General features: G+C 59.2%; 12 protein-coding genes and 2 tRNA genes. 8 read left to right on the forward strand and 6 right to left on the reverse strand.

Features of this window, described 5'->3' with window-relative positions; genetic code table 11:
• The first annotated feature begins 9 nt into the window (after positions 1 to 9).
• Entirely contained in the window at positions 10 to 1,983 is a 1,974-nt protein-coding gene (gene dnaG, locus AC06DS_RS06195; protein ID WP_477100234.1) for a DNA primase, read from the forward strand.
• Between the two features lie 280 nt (positions 1,984 to 2,263).
• On the opposite strand, the gene AC06DS_RS06200 is transcribed toward dnaG, so the two are convergent.
• Both AC06DS_RS06200 and AC06DS_RS06205 read right to left on the reverse strand, forming a co-directional pair.
• Entirely contained in the window at positions 2,264 to 4,168 is a 1,905-nt protein-coding gene (locus AC06DS_RS06200) for a hypothetical protein (protein WP_477100235.1), read from the reverse strand.
• A gap of 124 nt (positions 4,169 to 4,292) precedes the next feature.
• Positions 4,293 to 4,607 carry a hypothetical protein gene (locus AC06DS_RS06205; protein ID WP_035011882.1) on the reverse strand — a complete coding sequence of 105 codons (315 nt, stop codon included), beginning with the start codon at positions 4,605 to 4,607 and terminating at the stop codon, positions 4,293 to 4,295.
• Positions 4,608 to 4,701: 94 nt separating this feature from the next.
• Between AC06DS_RS06205 and AC06DS_RS06210 the strand changes: the two genes are divergently transcribed.
• The 4 genes from AC06DS_RS06210 to AC06DS_RS06225 are packed head-to-tail and all read left to right on the forward strand — an operon-like array spanning position 4,702 to position 8,933.
• Positions 4,702 to 5,802 (forward strand): S-(hydroxymethyl)mycothiol dehydrogenase, encoded by a 1,101-nt coding sequence (locus tag AC06DS_RS06210; protein WP_434814922.1) that lies wholly within the window; start codon positions 4,702 to 4,704, stop codon positions 5,800 to 5,802.
• Between the two features lie 41 nt (positions 5,803 to 5,843).
• Positions 5,844 to 6,485 (forward strand): MBL fold metallo-hydrolase, encoded by a 642-nt coding sequence (locus tag AC06DS_RS06215; RefSeq protein WP_477100236.1) that lies wholly within the window; start codon positions 5,844 to 5,846, stop codon positions 6,483 to 6,485.
• 25 nt (positions 6,486 to 6,510) lie between these two features.
• On the forward strand, positions 6,511 to 8,655 hold the full coding sequence (locus tag AC06DS_RS06220) for a heavy metal translocating P-type ATPase (RefSeq protein WP_477100237.1): 2,145 nt from the start codon (positions 6,511 to 6,513) through the stop codon (positions 8,653 to 8,655).
• Positions 8,655 to 8,933, forward strand: a complete 279-nt coding sequence (locus AC06DS_RS06225; RefSeq protein WP_034967151.1) for a metal-sensitive transcriptional regulator — start codon at positions 8,655 to 8,657, stop codon at positions 8,931 to 8,933. Before AC06DS_RS06220 ends, AC06DS_RS06225 begins: the two co-directional genes overlap by 1 nt.
• A gap of 47 nt (positions 8,934 to 8,980) precedes the next feature.
• Here AC06DS_RS06225 and AC06DS_RS06230 read toward each other — a convergent pair whose 3' ends face one another.
• Positions 8,981 to 9,655: an Ltp family lipoprotein gene (locus AC06DS_RS06230; RefSeq protein ID WP_477100238.1), complete on the reverse strand. Its 675-nt coding sequence runs from the start codon at positions 9,653 to 9,655 to the stop codon at positions 8,981 to 8,983.
• Between the two features lie 214 nt (positions 9,656 to 9,869).
• Here AC06DS_RS06230 and AC06DS_RS06235 point away from each other — a divergent pair, with 214 nt between their 5' ends.
• Positions 9,870 to 10,139 carry a hypothetical protein gene (locus AC06DS_RS06235; protein ID WP_477100239.1) on the forward strand — a complete coding sequence of 90 codons (270 nt, stop codon included), beginning with the start codon at positions 9,870 to 9,872 and terminating at the stop codon, positions 10,137 to 10,139.
• A gap of 81 nt (positions 10,140 to 10,220) precedes the next feature.
• On the opposite strand, the gene AC06DS_RS06240 is transcribed toward AC06DS_RS06235, so the two are convergent.
• Both AC06DS_RS06240 and AC06DS_RS06245 read right to left on the reverse strand, forming a co-directional pair.
• Positions 10,221 to 11,563 (reverse strand): IS3 family transposase gene (locus AC06DS_RS06240; RefSeq protein ID WP_477100240.1). Its coding sequence is split into 2 segments (ribosomal slippage): positions 10,221 to 11,122 and positions 11,122 to 11,563, totalling 1,344 coding nucleotides; the frame shifts between segments, so codons are not numbered across the junction.
• A 136-nt stretch (positions 11,564 to 11,699) separates the two neighbouring features.
• Complete coding sequence (locus AC06DS_RS06245; RefSeq protein WP_477100241.1) at positions 11,700 to 12,437, reverse strand: GAP family protein; 738 nt, start codon at positions 12,435 to 12,437, stop codon at positions 11,700 to 11,702.
• Between the two features lie 149 nt (positions 12,438 to 12,586).
• Between AC06DS_RS06245 and AC06DS_RS06250 the strand changes: the two genes are divergently transcribed.
• A complete protein-coding gene (locus AC06DS_RS06250) occupies positions 12,587 to 13,198 on the forward strand; it encodes a TetR/AcrR family transcriptional regulator (RefSeq protein WP_477100242.1) in 612 nt (203 codons plus the stop codon).
• Positions 13,199 to 13,575: 377 nt separating this feature from the next.
• On the opposite strand, the gene AC06DS_RS06255 is transcribed toward AC06DS_RS06250, so the two are convergent.
• Positions 13,576 to 13,651, reverse strand: a tRNA-Asn gene (locus AC06DS_RS06255).
• A 235-nt stretch (positions 13,652 to 13,886) separates the two neighbouring features.
• Here AC06DS_RS06255 and AC06DS_RS06260 point away from each other — a divergent pair.
• Positions 13,887 to 13,960: transfer RNA gene (locus AC06DS_RS06260), tRNA-Ile, on the forward strand.
• Positions 13,961 to 14,052 lie beyond the last annotated feature (92 nt).

The following is a 14,052-nucleotide window of genomic DNA, read 5'->3' on the forward strand; positions in this document are numbered from 1 at the left end:
CATGTGGCTATGGCTAAGGGCAGGATTCCGGAGCGGGATATCGAAGCAATTCGAGAGCAGACCCCCATCGAAGAGGTAGTGGGGGAGTATGTGCAGCTCAAACCGGGTGGCGTCGATTCCATGAAGGGCTTGAGCCCCTTCAAAGATGAAAAAACTCCCTCGTTCCACGTCCGCCCGAACCACGGCTACTTCCACTGCTTCTCCACCGACCAGGGCGGCGACGTCTTCAAGTTCCTTATGCTGATGGAACACATGTCCTTCCCAGAGGCCGTGGAGGCGTGCGCCGAGCGCATCGGCTACCGCATCAACTACGAAGGCGGCGGGCCGGGCAACCGGGAGGAGCCCGGTACGCGGCGCAGGTTGGTCGCCGCGAACAAGGCGGCCTTTGACTTCTACCGCAAGGAATTTCACTGTGACGCCGAAGGCGCGGATGTCGCCCGTAACTTCCTTTTGGAGCGAGGTTTCACCCTGGAACACGCCGAGCAGTTTGGCTGCGGGTATGCACCAGCCGGGTGGGATCGGCTGACCAAGCATTTGCAGCAGAAGGGTTTTTCTTTCAAGGAGATCGAAGCGGCGGGCCTGGGCCGCATGGGCAAGCGTGGCCCGATCGACCGCTTCCACCGTCGCCTGCTGTGGCCTATTCGCTCGGTCAGTGGCGATGTGATTGGCTTCGGCGCCCGCAAGCTTTTCGACGATGACAAGCTGGGCAAATACCTGAATACACCAGAGACGATGCTGTACAAGAAGTCGAAGGTGCTGTTTGGTATCGACCAGGCGAAGCGAAATATCGTGGCCAAGCACCAGGCCGTAGTGGTGGAGGGCTACACGGATGTCATGGCCATGCACGCCGCCGGGGTGGATACCGCAGTAGCTGCCTGTGGTACCGCGTTCGGCGGGGAGCACTTGGCAGCCCTGCGGAGGTTTATGCTGGACGACCAGTTCTTCCGCGGGGAGATCATTTACACCTTCGACGGTGATGAGGCCGGACAAAAGGCAGCGATGCGTGCCTTCGAGGGGGACCAGCAATTCGCAGGCCGGAGCTATGTGACGGTCGCCCCGGGCGGGCAGGATCCATGTGATGTGCGCATTAAGCGCGGGGATGCGGCAGTGCGCGAGCTGGTGGCCTCCCGTATCCCGATGTTCGAGTTCGTGATCCGCACGCTTATCGCGGATTACGATACGGCCAGCATTGATGGCCGAGTGCACGCATTGCGGCGCATGGTGCCGGTGCTCGCGGGAATTAAAGATGAGGCACTGCGCGATGAATATGCGCGCCAGGCCGCGGGCTGGGTGGGCTGGGATAACCCCAATGATGTTCTAGACGAGGTGCGCAAGGAAGCGCGAAAGTCCGGCGGGCATCGGCCAAACCTAAAGCTGAAGAAGGGTGCCGGCCAGGCTAATGGCGTGGCAGTCCAGGGTGGTGCTGGCGCTGGCGGCGCAGGAAATGCAACCGGGCCCAACTTGCACGTGGTCAAGGGCATGGAACGCCCCAATCCGAACGATGACTTTTTGGAAGGTCCGCGCGAGGTGATGAAGCTAGCTTTGCAGGAGCCGCAGCTGGCTTCCACCATTTTCGACCTCATGCCCCCGGAGAGCTTCGTGCATCCGACATACGTGGCAATGGCGGAGGCGGTGGCGTCGCTCGGAGGGGCGGCGAACAACGACGGTGGGCCAGGTTGGATTGAAAAGGTCGCAACCCAGATGCAGGATCCGATGGGGGCGGCTGTGGTTTCGGAGCTGGCGGTGGAGGATCTGCATTGCCCGCCGGATCGGCTGCCCTATTACGCCGATGCGATCATGGCGCGGATGCAGGAACGCTGGGTGGGCAGCGAGATCGCGGATATGAAGTCCAGAATGCAGCGTATGCGCCCCGACCTGCAGAAAGAGGAGTACAACGCGCTGTTTGCGGATGTGATTGCGCTGGAGAAATACCGGCGCTCGCTGCATGAGCGCGCGGCGGATTTCGGCGACTTTACGCGCTAGTAAAACTGCTAGGAAAACTTATGCGCTAACGCTTCTTCTTAATTCAAACCCTGTAGCGCCACTCGATCGCGGTTCCATCCGCACCTGGATGATTGATGTTGCCGATCATGGCATTTATCCCGCCGGTACAATACTGAACATCCGCACTCGGCGTTGGACTATCTCAGCCCGGGCAGGTATACGGAGAATTGGAAGAAGGAACAGCAGGCAGTCGCTTAAGCCTACTGCCCCTAATTCTCAGACCACCCCAGCATGGGTATCAACCCTCGGGTGATAGCGATCAAGAAACTGGTGCATAGCCGGTGTTGAGGTGTTCGAGCTGAATATATGCAGGCAGGAAACCAGTAACGGGATGATACCCAGTCGCCGTGACCCACGCTGAAACGTCGGTTATTTGGTTAGCATCGATAACCTCGCACGTGACATGTGAACCGATAAAGTTTTCGGCAAGAACCGCATTCACTGCGAGGGACAATTCCTGATTGACAGCCACTCTGTCTGCGTATTCAGACTCGAACGCGACCGCCACCCTAATCAGATGCCTCCCACAGGCAGAGGTTTTTCTAGCATGAGCAACCCCGATCCATGACAGGCCTTTAGTGCAACAGTGGCGCAGAGCTCGGCGAACGGCGGCGAGCGCGACCGCCTGATTTGTGGCAGCTATTGATCGTGCCCCTAACGCACGGGGCCATAAGACGGGGAGTTCCAGCGACGTGGCCTGTGTTGCGGGTGAAGCGTTGGGAGAGGAGGTGCTGGCGCCGGCCTCTTTCTGCGGATCGAACCACAGTAACTCAATCGGGAAGTCCGTAAAGGAATCGATGCCCAGGTCACCGAGAACATCACACACGTCATGTGCCACAGTGCCGAGTGGCGCCTGCGCATCGATCTCAACTGTCAACAGTGGTTGATGAATGGAACCTTCCATAGCGGAGATGCTATTGACACGCACACTAAGCACGGAACACACTGAACTTGCGGTGCTGCCGGACGCGAGACCCCAAGTGCTGAGAGATTCCCAGATCAGTGCCGGTGTTACAGCTGCGGCGAGACAATCAGGATCAGCTATCGCCTTTTCCCGTTGTAACTTAGAAACAAGTTCCGAGGATGCGAGATAGCCGCCGCGGTGAATTGCACGATCGACGATGCTTGTTCCTGGGATGAAGCTGCGTACCCGGATGATGCCGCTATCTGGGAGCCGACGAATACTTAGCGAAGTCCGTTGGGGAGGTTCTCTCAGTGCGTCATCGGCTGTGCGGGCGGCGCTGTCACCCAACACCTGCGTTAAGGATTGGACAGGGAGAAGATCAGTGCTGAGCGGGATCCGGTACAGAATGATTGGCGTTTCTTCAGCATCCGGTTCATGGACGGTGCTAGGGAACGTCTGGTGGAAAATGATGTTCTGGAATACCGACCCACAATGAATGTCACTTCCACATGCGCTAGCGAAGGCCTGTGCCCGGTCAACGATGTGCCTCAACACAGATTCTGTGAAAAGAGGATCATCTTTCTGAACGTGCAGGGTGATCACCGGAGCGGTGGTTGCAGAGTCATCATTAACTCTAAACGCCACGCTATAGGCGAGGCGGCCACAACCGAGAACTTCCTGGGTGTTTAGAGAATCCGAACGAAGATCCTTTACATACTTCCGAGTAAGTTCCCGTACTACCGCGCCCGTGAAGTATTCACGAACAGCAAGAGCTAGCAGCCCTAATGACTCGGCCATATTCCAGGCAGGAATATGTTCTGAAAAAGCCGATCCTATTGCGGAGTTGCTGAGGCGCTGAGCTGCAGCTAATGCTGCCTTGGGACTGTAGTCGGGGCGGCGATCAGCGGCAGACGACTGCCTGAAGGCGTAGTTTTTGCTCTCGCACGCGACATCGCTGACATCCAGGATGGCGAAGTCATGGTCGATGAGCTCATGATGCGTTAAACAGAGCTGCTGGTGGTACACATAATCCAGCACAGATTCATCACTAGGAGCTCCGGCTAGCAACCACTGGATATGTGTGTACTCACGCTCGATGTCTTCGAATGTTGTGGCGCGTCCCCCGGCGCTCTGGATCAAGATTCTTCCGGGAGAATCCCCCGGAAGAACAGCCAACGCCTGGCAGTTTCGTGGGATGGCTAAACCACTGGTCCACGCTGCAATTCCAATCCAGCGCACATAGTCAATGGACATGGTCATTTCGCCAGTTTAACCTTTTGGTTTGCAGTGGTGAAGCGCCCTGGGTTTAGTTCCTACCTCAGGTAAGGAAGGGGACTAAACCCAGGACGCTTCACTCACGTCGCGAGAGCGAGTGTTCCGATGTTCACTTAAAGGGGTTCTTTGGCACCCTCTTGGGTGATTCAATGCGGTCATTTGGGTGCACATCATCCGCCTCGACGATGGTGTGACCCTCACCCAGGGAATCGCGGGTAGAGCGGTTCAGATCGCGCACCTCGTGCATGCGCGGTTCCGGATCCAGCCGGTTGGCCAGTGCCTTACGGCCGGAACGCACAACTGCCTTGGTGATATCCGAGTTCACTGCGGTCTGATAGCCACGGCGGATCTGTTCGTAGCGACGGCGACCGGCCTTCGTGCCCATCAGGTAACCCGCGGCGGCGCCGACGACGAGCTGGATCATGTTGGCTCCTTGGAGGTTTGCGTTGGTTGCGTTAGCTAATAGCTCAAGTTTACGCGAACCCACCGAAGGCACAGAAGCTCGTACAGTGGGTGACATGACTACAACTGTTAAAGCGGTAATTTCCCGCGCGAAAAACGAACCCGTCGAACTGACTGACATTGTGATTCCCGACCCGGGCGATAACGACGTGATCGTGCGCATCCAGGCCTGCGGCGTGTGCCACACCGACCTGGCCTACCGCGATGGCGGCATCACCGACGACTACCCATTCTTGCTGGGGCATGAGGCCGCCGGCGTGGTTGAGCAGGTCGGTGACCGCGTGACCCACGTGGAGGTCGGCGACTATGTGGTGCTGAACTGGCGCGCAGTGTGCGGCCAGTGTCGCGCCTGCAAGAAGGGCGAGCCGAAGTACTGCTTCGATACCCACAATGCCTCGAAGAAGATGACCCTGGCCGATGGCACGGAGCTAGAGGCCGCCCTGGGTATTGGAGCTTTCGCTGAAAAGACGCTGGTTCACGAAGGACAGTGCACCAAGGTGAACCCGGATGCCGATCCTGCCGTTGCGGGTCTGCTGGGATGTGGCGTCATGGCCGGCCTCGGTGCCGCCGTGAACACCGGTGAGGTCAAGCGCGGCGAATCCATCGCCGTCATCGGTGTAGGTGGCGTGGGCATGGCCGCGATCGCCGGTGCAGCCGTTGCAGGTGCGACGAAGATCATTGCTATCGATATTTCGGACGCCAAACTCGCCCGTGCCGTTGAGGAGTTCGGTGCAACCCACACGATCAACAGCTCGGAGCTTTCGGACGAAGAGCTGGTGGAGAAGATCCAGGAGATCAACGGGGGATTCGGCGTGGACGTGGTGGTGGACGCCGTGGGCGTGCCGCAGACGTTTAAGCAGGCGTTCTACCTGCGAGACCTGGCTGGCCGTGTGGTGCTGGTGGGCGTGCCGACTCCGGAGATGACTCTGGAGCTGCCGTTCCTGGACGTGTTCAGCCACGGTGGTGCGCTGAAGTCCTCTTGGTATGGCGACTGCCTGCCGGAACGCGACTTCCCTATGTATGTGGACCTGTACCAGGAGGGTCGCTTCCCGCTGGATCGCTTCGTGGATGAGCGCATTGGCATTGAAGGGGTGGAAGAGGCCTTCGAGAAGATGAAGCAGGGCGAGGTTCTGCGTTCCGTAGTGGAGTTCAAGTAAGCCGCGCACGACACAGAGTCAGAGACCAAGAGAGGTAAGACATGAGCGAGCAGAAGTTTGAAAACCCGCAGATCGAGCAGTTTGTGACCTCCGGGAAGTTCCGGCTAGACGGCGGCGAGTGGGACGTGGATAACAACGTGTACCTGCTGGTCGAGGGCGACCGTTGCATCGTGGTGGATCCGGCACACGACGCGCAGGCAGTGATCGACCACGTAGGCGACCGCACCGTGGAAGCGATTCTGCTGACCCATGCGCACAACGACCACTGCGAGCTGGCCCCGGAGCTGGCGCAGAAGTGGGGCGTAGAGGTCTACCTGCACCCGAACGACCAGATGCTGTGGGAGGAATCCAATGGTGATGCCCCCTTCACCCCAATCGACGTAGCGGACCCGCGCTGGGCGAATTGGGGCGTGCGCCTGTTCCACACCCCGGGGCATTCGCCGGGCTGCATTGTCGTAGAAGTTCCGGGGCGCAACGCGCTGCTATCCGGCGACACGCTGTTCAACGGTGGGCCGGGAGCAACGGGACGCAAATACTCCAGCTTCCCGACGATCATCGAATCGCTGCAGTCGACGGTGTTTAAGCTGCCGCACGATATGAAGGTGTACCCCGGTCATGGTGACACCACCACGGTGGGTGCCGAAGCAGCGCGTATCGAGGAGTACATCGAACGTGGATACTGATACCCCCTAGGGGTATACTGGGGGCATGGCTGTAATAGATCTTGACATCACAGGTATGACCTGCGCTTCTTGTGCTAATCGCATTGAGAAGAAGCTGAACAAGCAGGAGGGCGTGATTGCCACCGTCAACTACGCCACCGAGAAGGCGCACATTGAAACGGGGGAGGGGGCGGCCACTGACGCGAACGCCTACATCGCCATTGTGGAGAAGCTCGGCTACGGCGGTAGCGTGCCCGCGCCGGTAGCACCCGCCGACGACCCGGCCGCCAAGGAGCTGCGCGGCCTGAAGCGCCGCCTAGTGGTCGCCATCGCGTTGGCCACCCCGGTTATCCTGCTGGCGATGGTCCCGCCGCTGCAGTTCGACTACTGGCAGTGGGTCAGCTTCGCCCTGGCCACCCCGGTGATCCTGTGGGCGGGCTGGCCTTTCCACAAGGCCACGTGGGTGAACCTGAAGCACGGTGCGGCGACGATGGATACGCTCATCACCGTCGGCACCTCGGCGGCTTACCTGTGGTCGCTGTATGCGCTGTTCTTCGGCCATGCGGGCGATCCCGGCATGCGCCACGGCTGGTCCATTCTGAACCACGCGGGCGACCCGCTGGGGGACATCTACTTCGAGGTCGCTGCAGGTGTGGTGACCTTCGTGCTGGCAGGCCGGTACTTTGAGAAACGTGCTAAACAGCGCGCCGGGGATGCCATCCGCGCGCTGACGGACATGGGCGCCAAGCAGGTCACCGTGCTGCGGGATGGTGCGGATGGCGCTGGTGGTGCCGGTGCGCAGGAGCAGCTGATTCCCATCGAGCAGCTGCAGGTCGGCGACCACTTCCTGGCTTGCCCGGGGGAGAAGATCGCCACGGATGGGCGTATCCTCGACGGCCTCTCTGCAGTGGACGAGTCCATGCTCACCGGCGAGTCCGTACCAGTTGACGTTGGCCCCGGCGATGAGGTCACGGGTGCCACCATCAACACCTCCGGTCGCCTAGTTGTGGAGGCCACCCATGTGGGCGAGCAGACGAAACTCGCGCAGATGGCCAAGCTGATCGACGAAGCCCAGTCTGGTAAGGCCGACGTGCAGCGCCTGGCCGATAAGGTCTCCGGCATTTTCGTTCCGGTCGTCATCGTGATTGCGCTGTTAACGCTGCTGTTCGCGGGCTTCAGCAATGCGGTCGCGGTGCTGATTATCGCGTGCCCTTGCGCCCTTGGTTTAGCGACGCCCACAGCCTTGCTGGTTGGCACAGGCCGCGGGGCCGAGCAGGGCATTCTGATTCGCGGACCCGAGGTTTTGGAGGGCGCGCATGCCATCACCACCGTTGTAATGGATAAGACCGGCACGGTGACGACGGGCACAATGCGGGTAGTCGACGTGGAGCCGGCAGGCGGCAATCGCGAGGAGGTTCTGCGCGCCGCGGCGGCGGTGGAGGCGTACTCCGAGCACCCCATCGGCCGTGCCATTGCAGAAGCCGGCCGGGAAGAATTTGGTGGCCTGCCGGAGGTCACCGGCTTTAGGAATCTGCCTGGGCATGGCGTAGAGGGAATCGTCGACGGCCAGGTGATACGGGTGGGCCGTGGAGACGAGGGGGCGTCCACACATAAGGCGACCACAGTCAGCGTGAGCGCGGATGGGCGAGCGATCGGCACCATCAGCGTGGCAGATACGGTGCGCCCCACCAGTGCCGAAGCGGTACGGAAGATGCACCAGATGGGGCTGAAGACTGTGCTGCTGACCGGTGATAATCAGCAGGTGGCGGACGCCGTGGCGCGCGAGGTGGGCATTGACGAGGTGATCGCCGGGGTGATGCCGGAGGACAAGGTGGCGCACATCCGTTCGCTGGAGAATGTGGCGATGGTGGGCGATGGTGTGAACGACGCTGCGGCATTGGCAACTGCCGACCTGGGCATCGCGATGGGCTCGGGGACGGATGCGGCGATTGAGGCGGCGGACATTACGGTGATGCGCGACGATCTGCTGGCTGTGGCTGCTGCGCTGCGACTGGCACGCAAGACGCTGCGGACGATCAAGATGAACCTGTTCTGGGCGTTTGCCTACAACGTGGCGGCGATCCCGCTGGCCGCATTCGGGTTGCTGAACCCGATGCTGGCCGGGGCGGCGATGGCGCTATCTAGTGTGTTTGTGGTGAGCAACAGTCTGCGGTTGAAAGGATTCAAATAATGCACGGGTACTTGAGCGACAAGGAGCGCTACCTGGCGCGGCTGAAGCGGATCGAAGGTCAGGTGCGCGGGCTGCAGCGGATGGTGGATGAGGAGCAGTATTGCATCGACATCCTCACGCAGGTCAGCGCCTTGCAGTCTGCGTTGAAGGGCGTGGCGCTGGGGTTGCTGGACGACCACATGAACCACTGTGTGCGGCACGCCGCGGAGGCTGGGGGAGAAGAGGCCGAGGAGAAGTTGGCGGAGGTATCCCAGGCTGTGAAGCGGTTGGTTCGTTAGGTTGCTGGGTAGGTAGGGGTTAGCAGGGGCAGGGGAGCAGGGCTGCGTTACAGGTGGTCGATGGCGTACTGGGCCTGCTCCTCAGTGAAACCGGAGTTAGTCTTTAGCATCTCGAGCAGCTCTTCCTCGGGCAGGGGAGAGCCTGTTTCGTTGAGCTTGCGCGCGCAGTTGAGGGCCTGCTGGTTCCAGTCAGGATCAAGCTTGTTGATGGCCGTGGTGATCTGATTGTCGGAGTAGCCCTGCAGCTGCAGGTTCTCGTGCAGACCCTTCTCGGAGAGATTGAATTTGAGGGCGGTCATGGCGGCATCGTTAGCTTGCCGCTGGGTCTTGGGAGCGTCGGTTGGCTGCGCGATGGCCGTGCTCTCTGCGGCATCCATGGCGGTGCTGCCGATGACCGCGCCTTCGTCCGTGGGGTATTGGTTGAGCTCACTTTGAGGAGCGTTGGATGCCTTCGCGGGGGCGTTGGCTGGCTCCGTGGCCGGCGGCGTAGTCGAAGAGCTGGCTGGGCGCTGGTGCGCGGAGGCTGCGGCGGGCTGTGGGTTGATTCCGCGACCGTAGTCCTTGTTGTTGGCAACGTACCAAATCGCTGCGACGAGGATGCCGACCAGGACGATGGCGCCGATGAAGATCAGCGCGAGGCGGCCGTTGATGGGGGCTTGGAGGGCGTCTTTCTGAGGATCTGCGTGGGAGTCTCTCTGCGGCGTGCTGGCGGAGGAAGGCATCTAACTAAAGTCCTGGTACTCGTTGCTGGGTGCGTGTTGGGTACTTGCGGGTGACTTGCACGGCGCCTGTGTGGAAGGCGAGGCACAAAGCCCGGTCGTAGTAGTAGATGCGGCGGGGAGATATTTTGTTTCCGTGGGCGGGCTTTTCATCAACAACTGGCAGCTGTTTGGTGGTTGACTGTTAGCTATCCGACTCTCCTTGTTTGGTTGCGACATGATCTTCGGTGCCATGCTGGGCAGCCCCGGTCTAGCGGAAACCATCGGTTCCGGACTCAACAATATGTTGGGGGTATCTAGTGCCCTGGTCATCACTGCCATGGCGGTGCTGCTGGCCATCCTCACCTCTGAGAGCACAAGTAATACCGCGGCAGCGGCTGTCACTATGTCGATTGTTGTTCCACTCGCCATGGCTGCGAGATTAGACCCCGTCATCCCGGCGATGGCCGCTACCTTCGGCGCATCCCAACTGTTGCCGCCTTGGTAGGTATAGGCTAGGGGATAAAGAAGACTTAGCCCTCAGCCGCCGTTATGTGAACTGGCCCCCGAAAGTTGGACTGGTTTAATTCTAGGCGGTTAGGGCTTCAAGGGTCTGATTCCGATATTGCATCGGGGTCAGGCCCTTGAGTCGTTGTTGGACGCGTTCGGTGTTGTACCACCCGATGTACTCGTCGATCGCTTGGTTGAACTCTGCGACCGTGTCGAAGACTTCACCGTGGTACATCTCGGTTTTCAAGTGCCCGAAGAAGTTCTCCATGACCGCGTTGTCGTAACAGTTGGCTTTACGCGACATCGACTGAACACCGCCGTTGTCACCGATCAGATCGCGCCAGGAGGCGTGCTGGTACTGGAAGCCTTGGTCAGTGTGCATCATCCACCCGGGTTCAGGCGCACTCGCCGCGATCGCCTTGGACAAAGAATCGGTGGTCAACGCTGTCGACGGTGATGTAGCCACGGTGTGGGCGACGATTGAGCGGTCGAACAGGTCCATCACCGGCGACAAATACACTTTGCGGCCTTGGACCCTGAACTCGGTGACGTCGCTGACAAAGACGGTGTTTGGCTGATCCGGGGTGAACTTGCGGTCAAGTTTGTTGTCAGCGATGTGGCTGATCGTCCCGGTGTAGGAAACATAAGGTCTACGTTGGCGGATCTTGGCTCGAATGCCCATCTCACGCATGAGTTTGTAGACGAGTTTGTGGTTGACCACCCACCCCTGGTTACGCAGGTCAAGTAGCACTCGTCGATAGCCGTAGCGATGCTTGTTACGTTCAAAACTTGCCCGGATCGCGTCTTTGAGCTCGGCGTGCTTATCTGGCTGGCCGAGGCGTTTCTGGTGGTAGAAGAACGTCGACCGTGGGATACCTGCTGCCTCTAGGAGGTACTCCAAGCGGTGGTGCGACTTGAGGATGACAATCGCCTGGACTTTCAGGCGCGTCCCTGATTCCTCAAGTCCCGCAATTTTTTTAGATAAGCGTTTTCCGCTTCCAATCGCGCGATCCGGCGCCGTAGCTTCTCCTCTTCGGTCAGCGGCTTTGGCACAGCCGAGCCTTTGGGTCTGCCCTTCGGCTTCGGTTTTAACGCCTCATCGCCACCGTTACGCCATTGCCGCGACCAATAACTGACCAGCTGATCTGACGACAGGCCAAACTCACGCGCAAGATCCATCTTTGTCTCGCCGGCAAGATAGCGTTGGACAACTTCCTTCTTGACCTCGAACGAGTACTGCTGCTTAATCGGTTTCTCCACAAGACATAGCCTGCCATGCAGCTTAAACCGACGACAGAGCATACGGGCGGCATACTTGGAGACACCAAGGGCATTGGCAGCGGCTGTATAACCCATGCCTTGCTCAAATAGTTCAACCAACTGCTCGCGCTGATGCTCACTTAGCGAACTTCGTGCTCTCAATGAAAACTACTCCCCACTAGTCGGTAACTGATTTCTCAGTCCAACTAATGGGGAGCAGCTCAATGACGGGCCGGGGTTAGCTCTGTAGGAAGGGGGCTTTTCAATCGACGCCATCGCTCAAGGTTCAACCTGGCACTCAACCGATCAATCCGAGCCTTACTGCACTCGATGCCGCCATGTAGCCTCCCACAATTGCCGCGATCCACAGCAACGTCACTTTCGCTTCGTACTCCAGTCGGCGGATGGCGCGCTCCAAACGATGAAAAATAGCCGGCCCCGCTGCGCCTGCAATGACAGCCATAAGAGTTGCCGGTAGGACCATGATGATGCAGTACCCCGCAATAAGCGCGGCCTTGCCGCTAAACCCGAAAGACATAGACTGGATAATTCCCATTGCGCCTAGGTAGGGCAACATCGTCGCAGCCTCGACAACAGCAGCACCTAGCGCAAGCCCCACCATGCCAGTCGCGCTCAGTGACGCGCCCCGTGCAAGGCGAGAAGCCCGACTCTTCGGTACTTCGGCGCCGGCGGTCTGCGTGGCCGCGGGCTTTTTGGGGTTTGGCGAGAACACACCGAAGATGAAAAGCCCCGCGCCTAGAACAAGCGTCACCCACCGGAACCAATCAGTCTCGCTTACACCAGAAAGCCTCGATACTGCCGTATCGAACCCTAATAGAAGCGCAATACCGAGGGCGCAGTAGGCCGTGGCGATCGTAGCGAGATAGGTGCCCAACAGGCCTAAATGCACTCGTCGCCAGATAACAATCAGAGCAATAGGAATGACAAGGGTTCCTGCACTCAAACTATCTACGAGTGCAAGGCCGGCAAGGGGGAGGAAGTCTGACATGGAATTCTCCGGTAGTCGGGTGTTCATCGGGGCCTCAGCTTCACAAAAGGCCTCAATCCCGCGTCATACGTTCGTATTAATCGCGCGGTTGATACGATTGTATGAGACGCATTATGCGAGTGCAACTGCACTCATGAATGGCTCATCGCGTCTGAGCTACGGAAGATTGGAGTTCCATGTCTGTTGATCGCAACACACCTATCACGGGCACCGCCGCAGTGATCGCTGATGCTGCCATTCGGGTAATGGTCAGTCAGGGCCTCGATGCCCTGAGCGTGCGCAATGTCGCCACTGAGGCAGGCGTCGCACCTGGGACTGTCCAGTACCAGATGGGTAAACGGGACGACATCATCGCGAAAGCTTTTGTCAGGTCGTTGCAGCGCCAGGAGTCGCGGGCCCTTACTCAGACCGATGCGACGGATTTTCACACGGTCTTACACGGTCGCCTGGCTGAACTTTTGCCAATTGGCCCTGTCCAGCGCGAGGATTCCGCTGTGTGGGTCATTGTGGGAGCTGCAGCCTCGACGCGCGAATGGCTGGCTGGCTTATACGACGCCGAGGTCACGAAGTTTCGGGCGCGCGTGTCTGAAGGTCTCGAAGTAGCGCAACGTTTCGGAAAGTTGGCCCGAGGGCTGTCGCCTGAGCAAGGTGCTCGTCTTGTCACTGCACTGGTCAACGGGCTGACGATCGACTACCTCAATGCTCCTGTGGACTCGGCGAAGCAGTTGCTGGCCGACCTTGCTTCGGGACTCGCGCTGATTGTAGAACCCGGTTCTCCTAAAGACTAGGACGGTACTTGGGCTGGAAGATTCGGTGGTCATAGACAAACTGGAAGCGGATAACCAGCGTGTCTCTTCGGCAAAATATTCCGCAGCCTTGCGCAGGATGTCGCGTTCTTCGCGCAGCTTTGCGTGTCCACTTTCTAGCTGGCGGATTCGCTCGGAATCAGTCGTCGCCTTCGCCTTGTTGCGCATGGTCTTCGTGCGGGAACGATTGCCGGTGCCGTACTGCTCAAGCCAGGAGAAAAGTAAGGAACGAAGGTGTTGGCGCGCTTCCGCCACCGCGGGGCCAACGGGGTAGTGGACGTGCTTGAGGGGCTGTGGGTGTAGCGTCAATGCGACAAGTCCCGACCGTCTGCATAGTGCAGCCGATCGGGGCTCATAAGTGGCTCCCCCAACTGGGCTCGAACCAGTGACCTTTCGATTAACAGTCGAATGCTCTGCCAACTGAGCTATAGGGGATTAAGTTGTGTGAGCTTCGGGGCGAAAGCCCTTGCCCTGTGCAACGAGAACATACTCTATATGCCAGTGGTGCAAACAGACAAATCGGCAGTTCAAAGGAGCATTTCTGGGGGATAGATAGGGGTGCGGTAGGGATTCGATGTGTCGAAAGCGGGGTATATGAGTGCCCGCGCCAGGCGGTGTGGTTGAATCGTTTGTGAGCAAGCCACTCGGTTAGAGTGGTTTGGCTTTGCTAGGGGCTATAGCTCAGTCGGTTAGAGCCGCGGACTCATAATCCGCTGGTCGCGGGTTCGAGCCCCGCTGGCCCCACAAGATCGCATAAAAAGGGCATGCCGAAAGGGGTGCTCTGTTCGCCGCCTGACAGGAATGCTTCCAGTCTGGCGCTTTTCCAGGGGATGGCT

The sequence above is a fragment of the Corynebacterium sp. TUM25015 genome (genome assembly GCF_056393505.1).

What these genes read in the sequence shown, in the direction of transcription:
- dnaG (WP_477100234.1), top strand. Translation starts at nt 10, where the DNA reads ATGGCTAAGGGCAGGATTCCGGAGCGGGATATCGAAGCAATTCGAGAG.
- AC06DS_RS06200 (WP_477100235.1), bottom strand. Translation starts at nt 4,168, where the DNA reads ATGACCATGTCCATTGACTATGTGCGCTGGATTGGAATTGCAGCGTGG.
- AC06DS_RS06205 (WP_035011882.1), bottom strand. Translation starts at nt 4,607, where the DNA reads ATGATCCAGCTCGTCGTCGGCGCCGCCGCGGGTTACCTGATGGGCACG.
- AC06DS_RS06210 (WP_434814922.1), top strand. Translation starts at nt 4,702, where the DNA reads ATGACTACAACTGTTAAAGCGGTAATTTCCCGCGCGAAAAACGAACCC.
- AC06DS_RS06215 (WP_477100236.1), top strand. Translation starts at nt 5,844, where the DNA reads ATGAGCGAGCAGAAGTTTGAAAACCCGCAGATCGAGCAGTTTGTGACC.
- AC06DS_RS06220 (WP_477100237.1), top strand. Translation starts at nt 6,511, where the DNA reads ATGGCTGTAATAGATCTTGACATCACAGGTATGACCTGCGCTTCTTGT.
- AC06DS_RS06225 (WP_034967151.1), top strand. Translation starts at nt 8,655, where the DNA reads ATGCACGGGTACTTGAGCGACAAGGAGCGCTACCTGGCGCGGCTGAAG.
- AC06DS_RS06230 (WP_477100238.1), bottom strand. Translation starts at nt 9,655, where the DNA reads ATGCCTTCCTCCGCCAGCACGCCGCAGAGAGACTCCCACGCAGATCCT.
- AC06DS_RS06235 (WP_477100239.1), top strand. Translation starts at nt 9,870, where the DNA reads ATGATCTTCGGTGCCATGCTGGGCAGCCCCGGTCTAGCGGAAACCATC.
- AC06DS_RS06245 (WP_477100241.1), bottom strand. Translation starts at nt 12,437, where the DNA reads ATGAACACCCGACTACCGGAGAATTCCATGTCAGACTTCCTCCCCCTT.
- AC06DS_RS06250 (WP_477100242.1), top strand. Translation starts at nt 12,587, where the DNA reads ATGTCTGTTGATCGCAACACACCTATCACGGGCACCGCCGCAGTGATC.